At 46.6% G+C, this 22,358-nt stretch carries 17 protein-coding genes, 1 tRNA gene and 1 other RNA gene; 16 read left to right on the top strand and 3 right to left on the bottom strand.

Going from position 1 to position 22,358, the window contains the following annotated elements:
- Positions 1 to 311: 311 nt before the first annotated feature.
- A complete protein-coding gene (locus tag ACVA53_RS16110) occupies positions 312 to 1,034 on the bottom strand; it encodes a YebC/PmpR family DNA-binding transcriptional regulator (protein ID WP_255043614.1) in 723 nt (240 codons plus the stop codon).
- Positions 1,035 to 1,253: 219 nt separating this feature from the next.
- Here ACVA53_RS16110 and ACVA53_RS16115 point away from each other — a divergent pair, with 219 nt between their 5' ends.
- The gene (locus ACVA53_RS16115) at positions 1,254 to 1,556 is read left to right on the top strand and encodes a PTS fructose transporter subunit IIB (protein WP_255043615.1); all 303 of its coding nucleotides are present in this window, start codon (positions 1,254 to 1,256) and stop codon (positions 1,554 to 1,556) included.
- A gap of 33 nt (positions 1,557 to 1,589) precedes the next feature.
- Positions 1,590 to 2,381 (top strand): PTS sugar transporter subunit IIA, encoded by a 792-nt coding sequence (locus ACVA53_RS16120; RefSeq protein WP_446505646.1) that lies wholly within the window; start codon positions 1,590 to 1,592, stop codon positions 2,379 to 2,381.
- 52 nt (positions 2,382 to 2,433) lie between these two features.
- Here ACVA53_RS16120 and ACVA53_RS16125 read toward each other — a convergent pair whose 3' ends face one another.
- The gene (locus ACVA53_RS16125) at positions 2,434 to 3,279 is read right to left on the bottom strand and encodes an AraC family transcriptional regulator (protein WP_255043617.1); all 846 of its coding nucleotides are present in this window, start codon (positions 3,277 to 3,279) and stop codon (positions 2,434 to 2,436) included.
- A 411-nt stretch (positions 3,280 to 3,690) separates the two neighbouring features.
- On the opposite strand from ACVA53_RS16125, the gene ACVA53_RS16130 reads away from it, so the two are divergent.
- From ACVA53_RS16130 to ACVA53_RS16150, 5 genes are all read left to right on the top strand, one after another.
- A complete protein-coding gene (locus tag ACVA53_RS16130) occupies positions 3,691 to 5,595 on the top strand; it encodes a PTS fructose transporter subunit IIABC (protein WP_446505647.1) in 1,905 nt (634 codons plus the stop codon).
- 279 nt (positions 5,596 to 5,874) lie between these two features.
- The gene (gene manA / locus ACVA53_RS16135; RefSeq protein WP_446505648.1) at positions 5,875 to 7,068 is read left to right on the top strand and encodes a mannose-6-phosphate isomerase, class I; all 1,194 of its coding nucleotides are present in this window, start codon (positions 5,875 to 5,877) and stop codon (positions 7,066 to 7,068) included.
- A gap of 106 nt (positions 7,069 to 7,174) precedes the next feature.
- A tRNA-Ser gene (locus ACVA53_RS16140) sits at positions 7,175 to 7,265 on the top strand.
- Positions 7,266 to 7,311: 46 nt separating this feature from the next.
- Positions 7,312 to 7,441, top strand: a non-coding RNA gene (locus tag ACVA53_RS16145) — RtT sRNA.
- 247 nt (positions 7,442 to 7,688) lie between these two features.
- On the top strand, positions 7,689 to 8,420 hold the full coding sequence (locus ACVA53_RS16150; protein WP_446505649.1) for a glutathione peroxidase: 732 nt from the start codon (positions 7,689 to 7,691) through the stop codon (positions 8,418 to 8,420).
- Between the two features lie 166 nt (positions 8,421 to 8,586).
- Here ACVA53_RS16150 and ACVA53_RS16155 read toward each other — a convergent pair whose 3' ends face one another.
- Positions 8,587 to 10,311: a sodium:solute symporter family transporter gene (locus tag ACVA53_RS16155; RefSeq protein WP_446505650.1), complete on the bottom strand. Its 1,725-nt coding sequence runs from the start codon at positions 10,309 to 10,311 to the stop codon at positions 8,587 to 8,589.
- 267 nt (positions 10,312 to 10,578) lie between these two features.
- Between ACVA53_RS16155 and ACVA53_RS16160 the strand changes: the two genes are divergently transcribed.
- From ACVA53_RS16160 to ACVA53_RS16200, 9 genes are all read left to right on the top strand, one after another.
- Positions 10,579 to 11,547, top strand: coding sequence for an AAA family ATPase (locus ACVA53_RS16160; protein WP_446505651.1), 969 nt, complete (start codon positions 10,579 to 10,581; stop codon positions 11,545 to 11,547).
- Positions 11,544 to 12,464, top strand: coding sequence for a DUF58 domain-containing protein (locus ACVA53_RS16165; RefSeq protein ID WP_446505652.1), 921 nt, complete (start codon positions 11,544 to 11,546; stop codon positions 12,462 to 12,464). The genes ACVA53_RS16160 and ACVA53_RS16165 overlap by 4 nt, the downstream gene beginning before the upstream one ends.
- Complete coding sequence (locus tag ACVA53_RS16170) at positions 12,457 to 12,906, top strand: DUF4381 domain-containing protein (protein WP_446505653.1); 450 nt, start codon at positions 12,457 to 12,459, stop codon at positions 12,904 to 12,906. The genes ACVA53_RS16165 and ACVA53_RS16170 overlap by 8 nt, the downstream gene beginning before the upstream one ends.
- Positions 12,900 to 13,868 carry a VWA domain-containing protein gene (locus tag ACVA53_RS16175; RefSeq protein WP_446505654.1) on the top strand — a complete coding sequence of 323 codons (969 nt, stop codon included), beginning with the start codon at positions 12,900 to 12,902 and terminating at the stop codon, positions 13,866 to 13,868. Before ACVA53_RS16170 ends, ACVA53_RS16175 begins: the two co-directional genes overlap by 7 nt.
- Entirely contained in the window at positions 13,861 to 15,723 is a 1,863-nt protein-coding gene (locus tag ACVA53_RS16180; protein WP_446505655.1) for a VWA domain-containing protein, read from the top strand. Before ACVA53_RS16175 ends, ACVA53_RS16180 begins: the two co-directional genes overlap by 8 nt.
- A 6-nt stretch (positions 15,724 to 15,729) precedes the next feature.
- Positions 15,730 to 16,956, top strand: coding sequence for a hypothetical protein (locus ACVA53_RS16185; protein ID WP_446505656.1), 1,227 nt, complete (start codon positions 15,730 to 15,732; stop codon positions 16,954 to 16,956).
- A 609-nt stretch (positions 16,957 to 17,565) separates the two neighbouring features.
- On the top strand, positions 17,566 to 17,958 hold the full coding sequence (locus ACVA53_RS16190) for a DUF2799 domain-containing protein (RefSeq protein ID WP_446505657.1): 393 nt from the start codon (positions 17,566 to 17,568) through the stop codon (positions 17,956 to 17,958).
- A gap of 405 nt (positions 17,959 to 18,363) precedes the next feature.
- Positions 18,364 to 20,751, top strand: coding sequence for a beta-glucosidase BglX (gene bglX / locus ACVA53_RS16195; RefSeq protein ID WP_446505658.1), 2,388 nt, complete (start codon positions 18,364 to 18,366; stop codon positions 20,749 to 20,751).
- Between the two features lie 45 nt (positions 20,752 to 20,796).
- Positions 20,797 to 22,358 (top strand): sulfatase family protein (locus ACVA53_RS16200; RefSeq protein WP_446505659.1); only part of this gene is annotated, 1,562 nt, incomplete at its 3' end.

The following is a 22,358-nucleotide window of genomic DNA, read 5'->3' on the forward strand; positions in this document are numbered from 1 at the left end:
AAGGTAGCCTGTGCGCTATTTTGGATGTTGTTTTATTAATAGCATCAACCATATCATGAAATGGGTTTGGTAGGCATCAGGGAGAAGGGAATTTACACACCATTGACGGTTGTGTCTGGCTATTTACACGCTGTAAATATCCATTAATTACATTAATGAGAACAATGGTTTCCAACGGTTTTATACCAACCTATATAAATATTTGATCAACTACTTATCCAGATTGGTATTCGTCATCTGTGGGGGAGGGCGTAAAAAACGCAGATAAAAAAACAGCCGGCAATGCCGGCTGTCTTTCCGAGAATAACGACTTACTCTGCGATTTCTGCGTTGTGGTAAACGTTCTGCACGTCGTCACAATCGTTTAGTGCATCAAGGAATTTCTCGAATTTCGCCACGTCTTCACCTGAAATTTCAGTCATGGTTTGAGGTACGAAAGAAATTTCTTCAACGTCTAGCGTTACTTCAGGCATGGTTGCAGCGAGTGCACTTTTGATCTTGAAGAACTCAGTATGCGGAGCGAATACAGTGATTACGCCGTCCTCACACTCGATGTCAGAGACGTCAGCATCTTCCATCATCAGGTTCTCAAGTACTGCTTCCTCGTCGTCACCGTTGAACTGGAATACAGCCTGGTGCTCGAACATGTGAGCCGCGGTACCTGGAGAGCCAATTTTAGCGTTGTTCTTAACGAATGCCTGACGAACGTCCATGAAAGTACGGTTGTTGTTGTCGGTTAGACAGTCAACGATCACCATCGTGTTACCAGGACCAAAACCTTCATAGCGAGCAGTTGCGAAATCTTCACCGCCGCCGCCTTTTGCCTTGTCGATCGCTTTGTCGATAACATGGCTAGGCACCTGATCTTTTTTGGCTTTCTCGATCATGCGTTTTAGGGAAAGGTTAGTGTCAGGGTCAATACCACCGTTTTTCGCAATAACGTAAATTTCTTTACCGTACTTTGAATAAACTTTGATTTTAGCGCCCTGAGTTTTCGCCATCGAGGCTTTACGGACTTCGAAACTGCGTCCCATAGGAATCACTCTCTTTTAGATATTTGGGATTTCTGTTGGAGGCGGATTTTATCAGCAACCGAGGCGGTCTGGCTAGGGTTTATAGTGTTATTCAGGCAGGGATTGCTGGAGTAGATCAATTTCTGTTTTGAAATTTGAACCAATATTCTCAAACTCGGTAGATTAATAGCGTTGAAAACGGTACAAAGCAAACAAGTAATATAAAGAGGCCAAAGACTCATGAAAATTGTTGCGGTTACCGCTTGCCCGACAGGGATTGCCCATACCTATATGGCGGCATCAGAGTTAACCAAAGCTGCCCAACAGCTTGGTGTTCAAATGATGGTTGAGACTCAAGGCGCAATGGGAATTGAAAATCAGCTGAGTTTTCAGGATATCGGCCGGGCTGATGTAGTGCTGATTGCTTCTGATATTGAAATTGAGCACCGTGCACGCTTTACCGGCAGTAAGATCCATTGTGTGACGGTTGAAGAGGTTCTTATCGATCCTGCTGGCGTGATTAATCGCTGTAAAGAGCTTTGATTCCAGTAAGATATTGAACGGCAGACGCGAGCGATGATTGAACGACGTATCACCTTTACCCTGGATGATGAAGGGCTACCGGCCTGGAAACTCAACAGGTTAAAAACCTTGGCGGGGTATTTCCGCTCGATCGTGGTAATCAACAACATTTCGCAGCTTAGAACAGCGAATGCTGAACAGGCGATGCGAATGATGAGCTTGGGGTCGATGCCCGGCGATCTTTGTCAGTTAATGATTGAAGGTTTGGATGCTGAATTAGCTTGTATGGTATTGACAGACTTTGTCTCTGAGAATTGTTATTTGATCAGTACTGATCATCGGTTGATCAGCCAGCGGGAAGAGAAGGGGAGCATTGTTTTACCCTTTGACTATGAGCTGAGTTTTTTACCGTCACTGTCCCAATTTACAGTAAGCTCGTTGGTTAAAGCGGATATATTGACGCAAATTAGTCGCCAATGTGCCCCTAACCAACCAGATATAGCGAACCGCCTGTTAGAGCAAATGCAGGCAAGGGAGGCTGTATCGTCAACGGCAATGGGTAACGGCATTGCCTTGCCTCATATACTAACGCCTGATATTGAGGCTCCTACTCTCGTACTGGCACCTTTAGAGCAGCCGTTAGAGTGGGGGCCCAAACGTGGACCTGTGAGCTTTGTTATCGGTTTGGTACTGCCTGCGCCTCCCCAGCGTGAATATCTACTGGCTTTCTCGTCATTTTCTAGGCGGCTGCTAGACCCCGGTTTTTGTCAGCTACTAACTGAAAATACACGACCAGAGGTGTTAAAAGCGGTTGTGCTTAATAGTCTTTTACAGCCATTTCGATGATTACTGTAATGCCACTACCTCGTTAGTCCTTTCTGCACTCTTCTCTTTCGCATCAATTTCTCCCACGATAGTCCGACGGGGTCATCCCGGTTTTATTTTTGAATACTCGGTAGAAGTAATTCACATCCTGAAAGCCGCAACGGGTAGCGACTTCGTTCAGGCGGAAGGTGTATTTCTTGAGCATGAACTTGGCTCGTTCAATCCTCACCCAAGTGATGTAGTCGGCCATTCGCATATGCCCTTGTTGGCGGAACAGGCGAGAAAGGTGGTTTGGGGTGATGTTAAACCGCTTGGCAATCGAGTCGCGTGTGATCGGGCGATGGAAGTTTTCTTGAATATAGATACAGATCCCCTGGTAAAGATCTTCACTGCGATTTTTGTTGGTTTCGCTAGGTGTTGCCAGCATTTGTTGGCAGTAACTCATCAAGGCTTGCAACAGGTGCTCGTCCATTGGCTTTTGCAAAGGCTCTTTCGCCAAGGCATTGAGCCCAGCGAGAATATGGTCAATAGCAAATCCCGTTCGGGTTTGGATACTGTGCTTTTGAATATCAAAAAAATGGGCTTGTCCTTTAGCCTTACTGACCAAGCTGAATCCGAGTTGACGTTTACCAAATAGCAGGCTTAGTACCGAGCAGTTGGTGTCCCAGTTAGGTTTGTTCCAGCTGTTGGGCGGAATGTATAAGGCGTCGCCGGGCATGATCTTGACCTCGGTAATACCATGATCGGGATCTTCCAGTTCATTGAGGTACTCACCACTTAGCACCATCTCGAGCCGTGGAAAGTTAACCTGGTAGCTAAACGGGGGGGGAGTGACATGATCACCGGCAAACCAAATGCGGTTGAAGTGCTCTCGCTCGGCAAGCAGGGTTTCGAGTAACTGGTGGAAGACTTGGCTCATGTTACAAATCGGCTTTGGTTGCTGGCTACATTTAGCCGCTATTATCTTTTGTCCTTGCCTCTATTGTCCTTGTTCTCGGGCAGATATCGTGAACCTGATCACTTAAAAACGGTCTCTTAGACTAAAAAATCGTGTTACTTAAGTCTAGCCATTATTCATTTGCCTCTTTATATAATCAATATTTATGGTTGTTTTGATTTTATTATCTATATGATTTTATTTTGAAAATTATGGTTTTTGTTTGTCTTTTTCATACGTTTATATTGTGAGAACCTGATCACATAAAAGTTCGGGTGTTACAAATATCCAGTAAATGCTCCTCTGGTACACTATGAGAGGTGTGCTAAAAAGCCGAAAATATCCCCAACGGCAAACAGTATGCCGATATACATAATCAAAGGGGGAACACTCATGATCACGAACTTGATTAATGAGCAGTTGATTTGCCTTAACCTTAAGGCAACGACGAAAGAAGAGGTGTTTGTTGAGATGATCGACATTCTGCACAAGCAGGGTCGAGTCAGCGACAAGCAACAGTTTTTGGTTGATATTCATGCCCGTGAAGAGTTGGGTAATACCGGCTTTGAAGATGGCGTTGCGCTACCGCATGCCAAGAGTTCTGCGGTCAGTGAGCCTGCCGTCGCTATCGGTGTTAGCCGTAGCGGTATTGAATACGGCGCAGAGGACGGCCTTCCTTCTAAACTCTTTTTCATGATTGCTTCGCCAGACGGCGGTGCGAACCACCATATTGAAGTGTTGGCTGAACTTTCTTCCAAGTTGATTGAAGATGGCTTCATTGAGGCATTCCTTGCGGCTAAATCTGAAAAAGATGCTCTCGCCCTGCTGCTGGAAAAAACAGAAACAGAAGATGCACCGGCGGCAGAAAATGGCTTCCTTATTGGCGTTACTGGCTGTCCAGCGGGTGTTGCGCACACCTACCTAGCAGCGGAAGCGCTTGAGAAGGGGGCAAAAGAGCTTGGCTACGAAATCAAGGTAGAAACCAATGGCTCTATCGGAGTGAAGAACAGTCCGACAGCTGAAGAAATCGAACGTGCAGAAGCCATTATTGTCAGCTGTGACAAGCAAGTCGACATGGCTCGCTTTGCCGGCAAGCGTTTAATTAAAACTGGCGTTAAAGCGCCGATCAAAGATGCCAAGGGCCTGATTGATCAAGCACTGGCTGCACCTCAGTACCAAACCTCTGCAGACGATGCGCCAACAGAGAAAGAAAGCAAAGTGAACCAAGCGCGTTCTGATCTGTATTGCTATCTGATGAACGGTGTGTCGCACATGATCCCGTTCGTTGTAACGGGTGGTTTGTTGATTGCACTAGCATTAGCGATTGGTGGTCAACCAACAGAAGCCGGTATGGCTATTCCAGATGGCAGCATGTGGAATAAGGTATTGGATGTCGGTGTCGTTGCCTTCACCCTGATGATCCCAATTCTGGCGGGCTACATTGCTTATGCGATTGCTGACCGTCCTGCACTGGCTCCGGGTTTGATCGGTGGCTGGATTGCCAACAACGGCTCGTTCTACGGCGCGGAGGCCGGTACGGGTTTCATCGGTGCGATTGTTGCCGGTCTATTGGTTGGTTACTTCGTTAAGTTCATTGTCACCCGCAACTACCACAAGTTTATCCAGCCGCTGGTGCCAATTATGATTGCACCTATTACCGGTAGCTTGTTTATCTCAAGCTTGTTCATCTTTGTTATCGGCGCGCCAATTGCGAGCTTGATGGATGGCTTGAATGCAATGCTTACCAGCATGAGTACCGGTAACGTTGTACTGCTGGGTATCGTATTGGGTGGTATGGCAGGCTTCGATATGGGTGGCCCATTCAACAAGGTGGCATTCCTGTTCTCGGTAGGCATGATTGCCAGCGGTCAAACCCAGTTTATGGGTGCGATGGCGTGTGCTATCCCTGTCGCTCCTCTGGGTATGGCGCTGGCGACAGTCATTGGTCGTAAGTTCGACATCTTCGAAGAGTCGGAAATTGAAGCAGGTAAAGCATCTGGTGCAATGGGCTTGGTCGGTATCTCTGAAGGTGCCATACCTTTTGCGGCACAAGACCCAATGTCAGTTATCCCTGCGAACGTACTGGGTTCGATGGTCGCTGCAGTAATGGCCTTCTCATTTGGTATCACTAACAGTGTTGCTCACGGTGGCCCAGTTGTTGCTCTACTCGGTGCGATGAACAAGCCGATTCTTGCACTAGCGTGTATGGCGGCAGGTGCGGTAGTTACTGCGCTGGTGGCGGTATCGCTGAAGAAAATGCGTCAGGGTAAATCGCAACCAAAAACCGCTGTTGCTTAACCCCCTAGCAATGGTTGAGCGCGGTAAGACCTGAATTGCCGTGCCCAGAAAGCTCCCTCTTGATGAGGGAGCTTTTTGCTGGAGAAGTGATGAATAATCTCTTTTTACTGACCGTTTTTGGTAGTATGCGTGATTGGTAAACGGATAACACAAGTTGATGTTATTGCTTGATGGCACAGGTACTTCGTCGGATGACATAAACGTTTAATCGTATTTCATTAACGCCCCTTAAATGAGTTTGGGACCTTAATGAAATCTGTATTAGAAATAAGGAAAGCTATGACTTCTTCCCCTCGTTTTTATCGTATGCATAATGTGATTCAAGATTATGCATGGGGCAGCACAACATCGATTGGCCAATTGTTTGGCATTGAAAACCCAGAAGGTAAACCTCAAGCGGAAATCTGGATGGGTGCCCATCAGAATGGTTGCTCGCAAATTGAAGTCGATGGCAAACCTACTCTGTTATCAGAGTTTATTGACGCTGATAAAGCAACCTTGATTGGCACGGAAACAGCTGCGACATTCGGTGAATTGCCCTACTTGTTTAAAGTGCTAGCGGCTGAAAAAGCGCTGTCTATTCAAGTTCACCCGAGTAAAGCACAGGCTGAAGACGGTTTTGCCAAAGAAGAAGAGCAGGGCATACCTCGTAACGCCGGTAACCGCAACTATAAAGATCCAAACCACAAGCCAGAACTGGTTTACGCTTTAACGCCTTACCAAGCAATGAATGGTTTCCGTGAGTTTGCAGACATTGTCTCGTTTTTCCGAGCGCTAGACATCGAAGAGATCCACTCACTGGTAGAAGCGCTGGAAGCTAACCAGAACGAGCTGGGCCTTGAGCGTTTCTTTGAAGCAATGTTGTCTCTGGATGGTGAAGTAAAAGACAGCAGTGTAGCCAAGCTATTGGTATTTGCTGAAGCGCATAAAGACGAGGAATTGTTTGGGTTGATTCTAGACTTGGCAGAGCAATATCCTGGCGATATCGGTCTATTTGCTCCGCTAATGTTGAACACTCTGACCTTGCAGCCTGGTGAGTCGATGTTCTTGTATGCGTGTACGCCTCATGCTTACCTCAAAGGTACGGGTTTGGAGATCATGGCCAACTCTGACAATGTGTTGCGTGCAGGTTTGACGCCAAAGTATATGGATGTGCCTGAGCTGGTTTCATGTACCCAATGTGTGCCAATCCCATTCGATAGTTTGTTGATGACACCGCAGACTGAAAATGGCATAGAGCATTACCCAATTCCGGTTCCAGACTTCAAGTTTAGCGTGTATCAGCAGGCGAATAATGTTGAGCTACACACTAAAAGTGCTGAAATCTTATTAGCGGTAGATGCATCATTGACCGTCGCTCACACTGACGGTGAAACTTTGACCATTGCGAAAGGTGAGTCGGTCTTCATACCAGCGAATGCCGGCGCTTACCTAGCGAATTCTGAAGGTAAATTTGCCCGCGCATACAACTAGTTGTTGTTGATTTGAGCAGGGCGGTGGCTTGTTGTTCGGTTGGTAAGTTAGGGTTAGAAAAGCCCTTTACACGAATCGGATGACCCCGTATTATTCGCCGCACAAAGGAGAGATGGCTGAGTGGTTGAAAGCACCGGTCTTGAAAACCGGCATACGTTTGTAGCGTATCTAGGGTTCAAATCCCTATCTCTCCGCCAAATTAGAAAAAGCCAGCTTAATTGCTGGCTTTTTTACATCTGTCGCTTGGCAATGAAAGGGATAGGGTGAAGAAACCTAGACTGGGTTCAGCCGAGCGAAGCGAGACAACGTTGCTAGCCGAAGGCGTTTTAAGGCAACGGCCCGCAGGGCGAAGTAAATCCCTATCTCTCCGCCAAATTAGAGAAAGCCAGCTTAATTGCTGGCTTTTTTACATCTGTCGCTTGGCAATGAAAGGGATAGGGTGAAGAAACCTAGACTGAGGACAGTTTTTCTCCGTAATAGATTTTTTCTATTGAATCAATCAATGTAATCAGCGTGACCTTATTTTTTAAAGTGGCATAATGAACTCATCAACAGGGAGCAATAATGATGATGAGTCTCCAGTTGCAATAGTTACTTATTAAAGTTTAAGGGAAATGATTATGTTCGAATCTAAAGAAGGTCAGGCAGTACCAGAGGTAACATTCCACACTCGCCAAGGTGATCAGTGGGTAGACGTAACCACGGAAGAACTATTTGCAAATAAAACAGTTATCGTCTTTTCATTACCGGGTGCATTCACCCCCACTTGTTCTTCTAGCCACCTACCACGTTACAATGAGTTAGCCTCAGTATTCGCTGAGCGCGGTGTTGACGACATTCTGTGTGTCTCTGTTAACGATACCTTTGTAATGAACGCATGGAAAGATAACCAAGAAGCTGAAAACATCACTTTCATCCCAGACGGTAACGGTGAGTTCTCGAAAGGAATGGGTATGCTGGTTGCGAAAAATGACCTCGGCTTTGGTGACCGTTCATGGCGTTACAGCATGTTGGTAAAAGATGGCGTTGTTGTGAAAATGTTTATCGAAAACGACGAGCCGGGCGACCCGTTCAAAGTGTCTGATGCCGATACCATGCTGGGTTACATTGCCCCTGAGCACAAACTGCAAGAATCAATCACGGTATTTACCAAGCCAGGCTGTCCATTTTGCGCCAAAGCGAAACAGAGCCTTATCGACCAGGGGCTGGGCTATGAAGAAGTGGTTCTAGGCAAAGATGCAACCACGGTAAGCTTACGTGCTATCTCTGGCCGCAGTACGGTGCCTCAGGTATTTATTGGCGGCAAGCACATTGGTGGCAGCGAAGAGCTAGACATTTTCCTAGCGAAGTAATCGAGAAGTATTGAATTAAATTAAAAGCCAAGTATGGATAACCATACTTGGCTTTTTATTCAAACCACTGAAAAGGTTGACGTACCTTGTAAAGCGCAAATATAAGTGGTGATAATTGTCGGTGGGTCATTCCAGCCTGAGTATTTTGATGACTGACCGTCTTTTCCTACAGCGACGTAGCGAGCCTATGTAGCCGGCTTGATTTATAAGCCAGTGTAAAGCCACATGCCAGGATCATTCCTCCGATCCCTATAAAAATCGCGGCATCCCGCCATGTATCGGTAGAAATAGCAATCAAGCTAACTAGTACGCCAAGCAATGTTAAGGCACGGCCCATGAAGATCCCGTTGGTGTGATCAATAGGGCTTTGCTCCTCTTTGCTCATTGGAGTAGCTAGGCGTTGGCGAATTTCTTGTGTGTCTTGCTTCGTTCTTGATAGCCAAGGCGTCAGCATAAAGAATCCACCAGTAAAGAAAACGTGGGAGATAAAGGTCGCTGCAATCTTCAAATCAACCTGTTCACGACCCGTCAATGTATAGTCGAATAGACCGGCAAACCATTCAACGTTAAAGCTAAAATGGACAATAACGGAAACAATAAGGCCAACCAATACTGTTGCCCAACCAGACCAACCCGGAGTGCGAAGGTTAAGCAAGGCTAGAAATGATGGCATCGACAACGGCATTTGTATCATGGCAGTGAATAGCATCATGATATCGAACAGGCTGTAACCTTCTAGCCGGGAAAAGAAAAGTGCCACGGCACAAGCCATAACGCCAGTTAACAACGTTGCCCATTTGCCCAGTAGCATTTGTTGCCGGTCCGTTCCTTTTGGGTTGATAAGAGAAAGATAGATGTTATTTACCACAATGCCCGCATTGCGGTTAAGCGCTGTTGTCATAGGTGATACGGTAGCCGCCAGCATGGCCACTATGACAAGGCCGAGTAAACCACTTGGCATATAGTGATCGATGTAATAGAGGTAAGCCGCATTATCAGCACCGGCCCCTAGATTTGGATAACTGTCAATCAGGTTAATATCCAATGAGGCAACGAACCAAGGTGGCGAAAACCATAGCAGAGGAGCGAATAAGAACAGGACACCAGCCAAGGTTGCGGCACGGGTCGCCTCCTTTTCGTTACTGGTGATTAGAAAGCGGTAGCTGCTAAGGGCGTTGTTGGTATTGAGGGTTTGGCTCAGTAGCATGGCGCCGATCCACAATACAAATATCTGCCAGATCGCTATGCCTTCACCCATAATGGTGTGGGACAAAGACTCCACAGGTAATACTGCAACTTCCTTTGCTGCGTTGAAACCAACGACCATAGTAATAGCAATGAGCAGTACTAGCTGAATCACATTCGTCGCAGAGACTGTCCACACTCCACCGGAAATGGCAATGAAGGTGACCAGAAGACTAATGCCGATGATAGTCATATCAATGCTAATCCCGAACGTTGCAGACAAAAATGCCCCTAGTCCGTTAAGCCAAATACCGGCCCCGATCAGCGTTATGGGAAAACTCAACCAGGTGAAAATCTGCTCTGAGGATTTATCGAATCGCAGTTTGATCACATCCATCGCGGTAGCAACACGCAAACGGCGATAGCGTTTGGCAAAGTAAAGCGCTGAGATAAAGAAACCGAGAGCATTTCCCCAGAACACGAACATGACACTGAGCCCATCGCCATACGCTTTCGCCGCAGCGCCAGTAAAGGTCCAGGCGGAAAATTGGGTCATGAATGCTGTAGCGCCTGCCATCCACCAGGTCATTGCTCCCCCACCGCTGATAAAACCGTTGGCGTTGGTCGCTTTATGCCGAAATGCCTGAGTCACTTTGACAATAAAAGCAAAGTATAGGGCGAGCATGGCCCAGTCTAGATATGTCACGCGGTACCTGCTAGAAGAATAATTACGCTTTATAATTGAAACTATATTTTACTTTTTTTAGTTTGGTGATTCAAATTTATGATAAGTCCATAGCGGATGGGCATTTTTACGCTTGATAGCCTCATGTAAACCTGGCTTTGAAGGGAAGGTAATAGTGAGATTACTTTCACAGAATCTGCTTTTACTCACTACACGTCACACAATAATTGATATTCTTGCCGGAAGCAATATAAACGTTTCGACTTCGAGACTGCCAAGAGGTTTTCCATGCCAGAACATTCACTCACAGAGACTTTTCAGTCCCTAAATCGTTATCTTCAGTCTCAGGTTATCGGTCAGCCTGATTTGGTAAAACAGCTGCTGATTGCTTTATTGGCGGACGGTCACATCTTAGTGGAAGGCCCTCCAGGGCTGGCAAAGACTCGTGCGGTAAAAGTGCTTGCTGATTGTATTGAAGGCAGTTTCCAGCGTATGCAGTTTACCCCTGATTTGCTGCCAGCTGATTTAACCGGCACCGATATCTACCGACCTGAAACGGGGAGCTTTGATTTTCAGGAAGGCCCTATTTTCCATTCGTTAGTGCTGGCCGATGAAATTAACCGTGCTCCGGCCAAAGTACAGTCAGCGATGCTGGAGGCGATGGCAGAGAAGCAAATAACGGTCGGTAAGCAAACCTATTCATTGCCCGATTTGTTTTTGGTCATGGCAACCCAAAACCCAATTGAGCAGGAAGGGACATACCCGCTTCCTGAAGCGCAACTCGACCGCTTTTTGTTACAACTTCAAGTCGAATATCCCAACAGTGAAAGCGAGTTGGCGATTTTGCGCCTGAATCGTGGTGAAGCTTTGGGGGTGAAAAGTGAAGACTCTGTACATTTATCACAACAGGATATTTTCACTGCGCGCCACCAAGTGCTTGAGCTTTATATGGCTGAAGAAATTGAGCAGTACATTATCCGCTTGGTGATGGCGACACGTACCCCAGAAAGGTACGACGACCAACTGGCAAGTTGGTTGCAGATGGGAGTCAGCCCACGTGCGACGTTGGCGTTGGATCGCTGTGCTCGTGCACATGCATGGTTAGCTGGGCGTGATTTCGTTACCCCTGATGATGTAATGACCATGGCATACCCGGTTTTACGCCATAGACTATTGCGCAGTTATGAAGCTCAGGCCGAGGGGATCGATAACAATTTTATTATTAATAAACTACTGACATGGGTAACCAGCGCATGATCCTACCTGCTCATAGTGATGGTATTCATTTGTCGCTGGCAGAGCTGTTGCACTATCAAAAACAGTCAGTGCGCTGGCTGCCTCCTGCTCGCAGTATCTGGTCCTATTTAAGTGGCCACCACGATAGTACGGGAAAAGGTCGGGGGATGGACTTTGCTGAGGTTCGCCCCTATCAAAAAGGGGATGATGTCAGATCAATAGACTGGCGCATAACGGCAAGAACAGGGAAGCCGCATACCAAACTCTACACCGAAGAAAGAGAATGCCCGGTAATGGTAGCTGTCGATTTATCGCCGACGATGCAATACGGTACCAAGCTACTCTATAAATCGGTTCAAGCGGCTCATATTGCCAGTTTAATTTGCTGGCTAACCGCCGCCCAAAAAGATCGCGTCGGTGCTGTTGTGATTGGCGGGGAGCAAGTTGTCGATTGCTCACCAACTGCGCGTCAGCAAGGGCCGCTGCAAATTATCAACGCGATAAAACGTGTTCATGAGCAAACACTCGAAACGGGTAACAACCAAAGCAGCGACACCTTTTTAACGGCAATGAGCCAGTTGCATCGTCTATGCCCGAAAGGTAGCGATCTCATTGTTATCAGCGATTTTAATCAGTTGTCTGACTGTGCTGAAAAACGCTTGAAACAGCTGTCGCAGCACAATCACTTAAGGCTTCTTCATGTGTTTGATCCAATAGAGCAGGGGGAAACGGCGTACCGAGGTCGTTTTTGGTTAGGCGATCACCGTCGCTCATTACAGGTGAGTTTCGGACGTCACTCAACCTTGTCCACACTCCGTCATGACTTTGAGCGTCATCAGCAACGCTTGAAGGTACTTTCCAATCAACTTCAGTCTCCGGTATATCACGTTTCGGCTGGTAAGCCGCTACTGGATCAGCTTGGAGGGTTACGTGGATAGCGCATTAAATTTGGCACCACTCGATCTGCTAGTCGAACCCAGCTGGTGGCCGCTACCTTTAGCGGCGTGGTTTTTACTTGGCGGTATTGTTGCCCTTGTTCTGCTCTGGTCGGTATATCGCTACCGCAAAGGAAGACTGCGGCGAAAAGCGCTAATGCTGCTTGATACGTTGGAGATGGAGCCAAATCTTCCGGCACTGGACCGCTTGTTAAGGCAAGTGGCGCTAACCTATTTCCCACGAGATCACATTGCAGGGCTGACCGGTGACGCATGGCTTAAATGGTTGGATAGACAAACCGCGACCCCCCATTTTTTGCCACTTCAAGCTCAATGGTCTGCAGGCCTGTACCGTGGTCAGCCTATTGACCCTAACGATTGGGATGCCTGTGTCACTGCATGCCGAACATGGATTATGCAATCTCAGCTGGAGGGAAAATGTTAGCGTTTGATTATGTCGCCTTATTGTTGCTTTTACCTCTCCCTTGGTTTGTTCGTCGTTTCATGGCTGAAGAAAAGCCAAGTACCTTGCTTCAGCTCGGACGTCTCCCTGATGAGCTGAACGAGAGTGTTCATTCCAATAAATTGCCAATAGTGCTGCTTATTCTAGCTTGGCTGTTCATGGTCATAGCCTTGGCGAGACCGGTTTGGCTTGGTGAGCCTATTAGTGTTCCGATGGAACACCGGGACGTCATGCTCGTCGTTGATCTTTCAGGATCAATGGATATCGAAGACATGAATGATGGCGATGGTGAGCCTATCAGCCGAATGACGGCAATGAAAAGCGTGCTGGTGGATTTTGTCCGTCGCCGTGAAGGAGATCGGCTGGGTTTGGTCTTGTTTGCCGACCATGGTTATTTGCATACGCCACTGACATTGGATATTCACAACCTTGAGCAGCAGATCAACCAATTGGTACTGGGACTCGTGGGCTATATGACAGCGATTGGAGAAGGGGTAGCGATCGCGACCAAGAGCTTTATTGATAGTGAAGCACCCCAGCGAGTTATGATTTTACTGAGTGACGGCAGCAATACGATAGGGGCAGTAGAGCCGATGGCAGCAGCACAGCTTGCTAAAGAAAGCAACGTCACCATCTACAGTATTGGCCTCGGTGCTGAATCGATGATGGTAGAAAACGCCTTTGGTGATTTGTATGAAACCAATCCCGCTTGGGATTTGGATGAAGCATTGTTAACAGATATTGCTGAGCTAACCGGTGGGCAATATTTCAGGGCGCGTAACCGTGATGAACTTGGCAAGGTGTATTCGTTGATCGATGCATTAGAGCCCATTTCTGATGCTGAGCAAACCTGGCAACCACGGTATGACTTGTTTCAATATCCTCTATTTATCGTGTTGGCCTTTATTGCGCTATTGACTGCTCACCGGAGGCAGTATGGTTAGTTTTTTTTCTCCCGTTTGGTTGTTGGGTTTGTTGGTAGCACCTGCCATTTACTGGGTAGATTACCGTCGACAGCAACAGGGCTTGATTGCCCCTCATCTACAGAAAAAAACAATATCGCGAAACCAAATACGTTTATGGCTGATATTGGCTTGGCTACTTGCCATGGTGGCACTGGCGGGGCCGCACTGGCGTGAACAAGACAGGCCGCATTCTGAGCTTGAGCGAGCGCGGATTGTGGTGATGGACATGTCTAAGGCAATGAGTGCCACGGATATCTCGCCGAATCGCTTCCAACAGGCATTTTACAAAACGACAGATTTAATCAAGCTACTCGATGAAGGGTATACCGGTTTAGTCGCCTATTCGAATGAAGGCTATACCATCAGCCCTTTAACCCATGACAATCATACCGTTTTGGCTCATATAGAGCATTTGTCCCCAGAGGTTATGCCAACCGAAGGTAAAAATGCCGCCGCTGGCGTGAAGGAGGCGATCAGGCTATTAGGCCAAACCCAGTTTGCTTACGGTGATATTCTGCTAGTGACATCGGGGATCAGTGAAGCAGAGAGTTTGGCTATCGAGGACTTGCTTGTTGATACGCATTACTCCCTCTCGACTTATGCCATCAGTACCCCCCAAGGGGCAACCATATACCGTGAGGACGGTAAACCTTATTTAGGTGTGGATGGACAGCCTGTGGTATCTCGCCTTGTGCCCGAGCGTCTCAGCGTATTGGCAAATAAAACAGGCGGGATCGCCGTTACCTATCAGCACTCGCAAGATGATATTGAGCAGCTGCAGTCGTTTTTACAGAAACTACGCAGTATCGGTGAATTACGTGAGCAATCAGACAGTCTATCGGCTCAGTTCATTAATGATGGTTATTGGCTACTGTGGCCATTGATGGGCATGTTGCTATTTGCGTTTCGTCGCGGTGTTGTCTATTCGCTTGGACTCGTGTTGTTACTGCCTGTCTCGCAAACGGAAGCGGCAGAGCCCAGCCAACTCTGGAAAAATGCCGATCGTCAGGGCTACAGCTACTACCAGCAACAACGCTATATTGATGCTGCTTATGCCTTTCGTGATCCCGCATGGCAAGGCGTAGCGTTGTATGAAGCTGGAGACTACCAAGGTGCTGTTGAAGCGTTTTCACAAGTGACAGATGGCAGCAGTGATTATAACCACGGTAACGCATTGGCAAAATTAGGACAATTGGAAGATGCAGGCCAAAAATACCGAGAAGTGATTGAGCGTAATCCCACTCACAAGGGAGCACGGCTAAACCTTAATTTGGTTGAAGAAGCGTTATTGGCGCAAGAGCTTCAGGCGCTTGAAAACCAGGAGCAGCAAGGCGAAGCGGGTGATGATGGTAACGCCGATGAGCAGGAAAACGGTGAGGGTGATGGTGATAAGGACAGGGAAGACAATGGCTATGATGAGCAGGACGGTGGGCAAGATAACCTAGAGTCTGATCCCGACACCGAGAATGATCCGGAACAAAAGGGTGTAAGTGAACAGACTGGAAGCAGTCACTCCGATGATGGAAACTCAGATCAGCCTCAGTTCTCGGATGAAGGAGGAGGGGAGCCTCAACCACCTCAGCAGCAGTTTGGCGAATCTGGGGAATATGATGCGGATAAATTTACGGCTGGCGACATAGATATTGATTTCGGCACACCGACGGAAGATGACATGGAGGCGATACGCCACCAGTTAAGTGAGCTTGGTGATATGAACCCAGTACTAAACCGCCTGACACAGATCCAGGATGATCGCACCTTATTGCTGAGAAACTTACTACTGCTGCAGGCAGAGCAGAAACAACCTTTAGAACAAACTGAGATTGAGTGGTAGTGAAATATGATTAGAAGAATATTAATCTTGCTATGTAGCTTGGCTATTACACCTATAGTCATGGCTTCAGATTTGAAAAGCCACTCGGAATTAGATGACTTGATAAACCTCACGGCTGAGCTGAAGCGAGATGTTGTCTACCCTCAAACCGAGGCGGAATATGTCTTAACGGTGGAATCTCGTGCTGATGTGCACTTCTCAAGGGTTAACCCACCAAATGGTGAGGGGGTGACTGTCAGGCGTGGAGGGCAAAATCATGAGTATTACTTCGTTGGTGATGATGAGTTTAGGATTTCGACTTACCGCTTTTATCTCTCCACAGGAAAAATGGGTCGATTGACATTGGATGGTGCCTCGTTAACCCACGTAGCTGTTGATGAAGACGGCAAGCGACGACGGGTGAGGAACCGGTCGAATACCGTCGTACTGGAAGGTCGCCCTATTCCCGATAACTACAAGGGACGATGGTTACCCTCCAACAAAGTGACGTTAGGGCAGCAATGGTCAACAGATGCATCGGCATTTCAAGTCGGTGATTCAATTACTCGCATCCTTACTCTGTCGATTGATGGCAGCAGTATTGACTCGTTTCCTGAGTTGACCGTTGAGTACCCAGACAGTGTCAATGTTTACAGTGAGCAGCCTAAATTTGAGGCTTATGATGGCGGGATGAGTATGTCTCTTAGGCAGGTTATTGTTCCGAGAACAGAGGGACTACTCGAAATTTCCGGCATTGCGATACCTTGGTTTGATACCGGCAGTGAGCATGTCGCAATGGCATCTATTGAAGGGCTTGGATTGAATATATTACCGAACCAGACCCAGACATTAGCGCTTCAACAAACAAAGATAGACGAAATAGGTGAAGGATATTATTGGCGATATGCCACAGTGACTGTCGGTGCGTTATGGCTGTTGACCCTTTACCGCTTATATAAGGCGCATAAGCAGCTTAATGGGGTCAAAAAGGCCACGGCCAGCTTCACAAAGACTGATAATTGCCTTCAAGCAGCATTGGAGCAGAGAAACCATCAAGCGGTTGTTAGGGCTTGGGGAAGTGCTGATCCTGATGTGAAAGAGGAGTGCTGCCAATTGATGGATGCGTATTTTTCGACCTTTTACAGTGCCACACCAACGGATGGTGAACCTGAGCGAATGGCAGTACTTGCATACCTTAAAGAGCGAAGGCAAGACGTTAAAATAAAAAGCGATTTTGCACAGATAGAACCATAGTTAAAGGCCTATCATTTCTCAATGTAATTTTAAACGGTAGCAATATGCTACCGTTTTTTGTTGCTGGTTAAGCCTGTGTTCAATATTAATGTGGCGGGAGGATGGCGGTATTACCTTAAAAATAAGACAGTGTGCCAGTCTCTATCTTCGGTTGTGGTAAATCTATGTAAATATATTAAGCTAGCGCACAGAATAAAGTGGTTAATTTCGTAGAAATAATAATTATCAGGTGAGTGGTTTCTATTGGTTATATAGTTTATATTTCATTGGGTTGCAGCTGTTGTGGGTTTATCTTGTTGTTTTTATTTGGTTATTAACTTTGGTTGTATCGAACTTTATTTTTAGTTTCGATAGATTTCAATTGAAAAATAATATTTAGAATGAAAATAAGATGGTTTTATAAATATATATGTTTTATCGATTCGAATCTCAATCCATTGCATTCCATATGATAAAGTCGTGATAATGGTATATGTTATATATATTGATTGGTATTAATTGCTGATTATTAGTTCTATTTAAAGTCGTATTTTATATTTTAGGGTAAAGTTAACAATAGAATTGAGCTCTTCATATGTTCACTGTGGCTTTATCATTAAGGAGTCGATTATGGGTATAAATAATAAGCTAAGTGTCGTTAGTGTTGCGCTGGTACTTGCGGGCTGCTCTTCAACCATCGCTCTTGATAAGGGCCAAACATGGGAGCAGTTTGGTTATGATTTGGCCATGCGTGGAAGCAAAATGATAGAGACATCCCGGCTTGAATCAGTGGATGTTGTGGCTTATAAGAAAGGGTATGTCACTGGTTTAGAGGCATTTTGCAATCAAGATGGGTATGATGTCGGCCTGAGCGGTTTGTTTTACCAAGGCACCTGTGACAGGATAAATCCTAATTTTGCAGAGCAGTATAATATCGGTTGGGTCGATTATGAGATTAATCAACAGAATTACGACTGGGAATTAGGGACTTACGAACCATCAATTGATGATTACGAATACTAATAACCCCCCATTGCGAAATTTATTTTTTATGAAGCCTGTTGAGAGTCCTATCAACAGGCTTTTTCGTCTCTAGGCTGTCTACAAGCCACTCTTGTTCCGCGCCTGCTATCTACTTATTCACTATCTAATCATTAACTCAGATCGTAAATGGGTATTGGGTCTCATTTTTGATAATACATAGTTGTCGAAATGATTCGACTAAACTAGTATCCGTAGTATTGTTTACGGTTGATTGTGGCGCTTTAAAACATATAAATTTGATTTGCGCTTCTTTAACTTGTTGATTTTATTGATTGGCCTTTTGGTTTCTTGTTCGAAACGATACGGCGCTTTAGCTGCCCAGGTGCGACTATTTTGCTGTAAGACAAAATGTCCAGATGGGTTTGAAGATTTTTCGGGAATGGTATGAAAACAGTGATAAAGCCGACTTTGCTCGCGCTGAGTATGACAATGGGTGGTTATGTAATGGCAAGTTCAACAATGTTTAGTGACATGATAAATGTTGAGCGCACAGAGTCTGCGTCATCGGCACATTGGCAAGATGATAAAGAGAAAATGGACGCCTACATTAGTGGCTTGATCAGTAATATGACATTGCATGAGAAAGTCGGCCAACTTGATTTGCAAAGTGGTTTTCGCAATACCACTGGACCATTCATCAATGAGTCATATGAACAACAAATCAAGGATGGGCAGGTTGGTGCCATTTTTAATGCCTACGGTGCCGACTTCGGTCGACATCTTCAGCGTATCGCTGTTGAAGAAACGCGCCTAGGTATCCCGCTGATTGTCGGTCACGATATTATTCATGGCCATAAAACCATTTTTCCTCAATCTATTGGTGAAGCGGCGACATGGGATTTAGATGCCGCCAAACTTAGCGCTCGTGTTGCAGCAAAAGAAGCCTCTGCTGATGGCATTATGTGGACATTTGCACCGATGGCTGACTTGGTTCGTGACCCTCGTTGGGGGCGTGTTTCTGAAGCGGCTGGTGAAGACCCGTTCTTATCAACGGCTATGGCTGTAGCCCGTGTTGAAGGTTTCCAGGGCGATGACTTAAGCCAAGAAGATACCATCATGGCAACGGCAAAGCACTTTGTCGGTTATGGTCTGTCGCAAGGGGGACGAGATTATCACACCACTGACGTCTCGGAGCATGAGCTTTGGACCACGCAGATGCCTCCATTTAAAGCGATGGTAGATGCCGGTGTCGCCACCTTCATGACATCATTTAATGATTTAAACGGTATCCCTGCCACAGGGAGCAAACGCCTGCTAACTGATATTTTACGTGATCAGTGGGGGTTCGAAGGCTTTGTCGTGACCGACTATACCGCTATCAACGAATTAGTTCCCCATGGTTATGCGCGCGATGATAAGCATGCAGCAGAAATTGCCTTCAATGCCGGTGCTGATATGGATATGGTTGGTCAGCTATATATCAATTACCTCGAAGAGTTGGTGGCGGAAGGAAAAGTGTCAGAAGAGAAAGTTGATACTGCTGTTCGTCAGATCCTTGAGATGAAATGGCGCCTTGGTCTGTTCGAAGATCCATACCGCTACAACGATGTGTCGCGTGCCGAGCGTGAAATCCTCAGTGTAGAGAACCAAAACGCGGCACGTGATGTCGCACGTAAGTCTTTCGTGCTGCTTAAAAATGACAACCAGACTTTACCATTAAAAGATGACGAAATTAAATCGATTGCCTTGATTGGTCCGCTAGCTGACAGTAAGGCGGACATGATTGGTAATTGGGCTGCAGCGGGAGATCGCAAATCGCACCCTGTGACTGTATTGGATGGCTTTAAACATCGTTTTGGTAAAAACGTTAAGATCAATTACGCCAAAGGTGCAAGCTACGACTATATCACCACAAAAGAGGACATTGATGCCCTCCAAGGTATCGGTGTTCCACGTATTACTGCGGATGATTCATCGTTGAAAAAAGAGCTGGACCGTGCGATCAGTGCTGCGAAAAAATCGGATGTCATCGTGATGGTGATGGGTGAAGAGCAGCGTATGTCGGGTGAAGCTTCAAGCCGCACTGAATTGACTCTACCAGGTAATCAGCAACAAGTGATGGAAGAGCTGAAAAAACTGGGTAAACCAATGGTCTTGGTGGTCATGAGTGGGCGACCAAATGATTTGCGTTGGGCTGATGAGAATGTCGATGCCATTTTACACGCTTGGTACCCAGGTACGATGGGGGGCATCGCCGTCGCTGATGTTTTGTCTGGTGATTATTCACCTTCTGGAAAGTTGCCTATGACCTTCCCGCGTTCTGTCGGACAGGTGCCAATCTACTACAACGAGAAAAATACCGGACGTCCTTACTTTGCGGATAACCCGAATCAGCGCCAAGAGCATTACAAGTCCCGTTATGATGACTCACCGAATACGCCACTTTACGCGTTTGGTCATGGTCTAAGCTACGCCCAGTTTGACTATGGGGATATCCAGCTTAGCAGTAACGAACTTTCTATTGACGGTGAGTTAACGGTATCCGTGGTAGTGAGCAATAAAGGTGATTATGCCGGTGAAGAAGTGGTTCAACTATATACCCGCCAACATGTTGGTTCGATTACCCGCCCGGTTAAAGAGCTGAAAGGTTTCCAGAAAGTGCATTTCGATAAAGGAGAGTCAAAAACGATTTCCTTTACGTTGACGCCGGCTGATCTTGCGTTTTATCGCGCCGATATGAGCTGGGGTGTTGAAGCTGGCACATTTGATGTTTTTGTCGGAACCGCTTCAGATAACGTCCAGAAAGCAAGTTTTGAACTGGTTGAAAAGTAATACTCTTTAGCCCGTCATTGACGGGCTTTTTCAAAGGAAATCTTTATGAATAAAGCGCTGTTATCAAGTTTGGTGGCGGGTATGTTTACCCTGCCGTTAGTTAACTCTGCGGTGGCGGCAGAGCAGGGTACAGGTGCCAGTCCTGAGCGACCGAATATCCTCTTTATTATGTCTGATGACCATGCCGTACAGGCGCTGAGCGCTTATGGTCACCCTATATCAAAACTTGCCCCAACGCCGAACCTCGACCGTATTGCTGCGAATGGCGCACAATTCCAGCGCTCTTATGTTACTAATTCCCTTTGTGGCCCAAGCCGAGCAGCAATGCTTACTGGTAAGTTCGGCCACGAAAATGGCTTTACATATAACGGCCAAATTTTCGATGGTGCCCAGTTTAACTGGCCAAATGCGCTGCAGGATTCAGGCTATACCACGGCGATGATTGGTAAGTGGCATATCAATCGTATCCCTAACGGGTTTAACTTTGATCATTGGGAAATTCTTAATGACCAAGGTGAATACTACAACCCTGACTTTATCACCGCTGACGGTGTGACCATGGAAATGGGTTATACCACTGATTTGATCACCGATAAAACCTTAGCTTGGCTGGACAAAGGGCGGGATAAATCGAAGCCTTTCGCTCTGCTTATGCACCATAAGGCTCCACATCGTAACTGGATGCCGGCTCCTCGCCACACCCAGCTGTTTGAGCATGTTGAGTTTCCGATGCCAGATAACTTCTATGACAGTTATGAAGGGCGGAAGGCTGCAAGCAAGCAATCGATGACGATTGTTAACCATACCCAGGACGGCCACGACATTAAAATGACCGTGGCTGAAGGTGAGGGAGAATGGCGTGAAGATATTTGGCCGCATTTGCTTGCGAGGTTAACGGATGAGCAGCGAGCCGAGTGGGACAAGGCTTACCAAGCCCGTAATGATTACATGAATGCCAATGAAGCTAACTGGTCTGAAAAACAGATGGCAGAGTGGAAGTACCAGCGTTACATGCAAGACTACCTCGCAACTATTGTGGCGGTTGATGAAAGTGTTGGTGAGGTGCTCGACTACTTGGAAGAAAACGGACTAAGTGAGAATACCTTGGTGGTGTATACCTCCGATCAGGGCTTCTTCCTTGGTGAGCATGGTTTCTATGACAAGCGTTTTATGTATGAGGAGTCTTTCTCGACCCCGCTTCTTATGCAATTACCGGGTGTGATCAAACCTGGCACCGTCGTTGATGAGTTGGTACAGAATATCGATTATGCTCCAACCTTTATGCAGCTCGCTGGTTTGCAAACCCCGCAAGATGTCCATGGTAAATCGCTATTGCCATTGCTTACTGAGCAAGGTGATAGCGGTTGGCGTGATGCCCTTTATTATCATTACTATGAGTTCCCAGGGTTTCATGATGTCGCCCGCCATTACGGTGTGTCAGATGGACGGTTCAAATTAATCCATTTTTACAATCCGGATGATCAGTGGGAGTTTTATGATTTGGACGCTGACCCATCCGAGATGAACAATGCCATTGATGACCCCCGCTATAAGGAAGACGTCGGGCGACTTATCAACCGCTTGGCTGAGCTGCAGGACGAATATGG

The organism is Photobacterium sp. DNB23_23_1 (assembly GCF_052873815.1).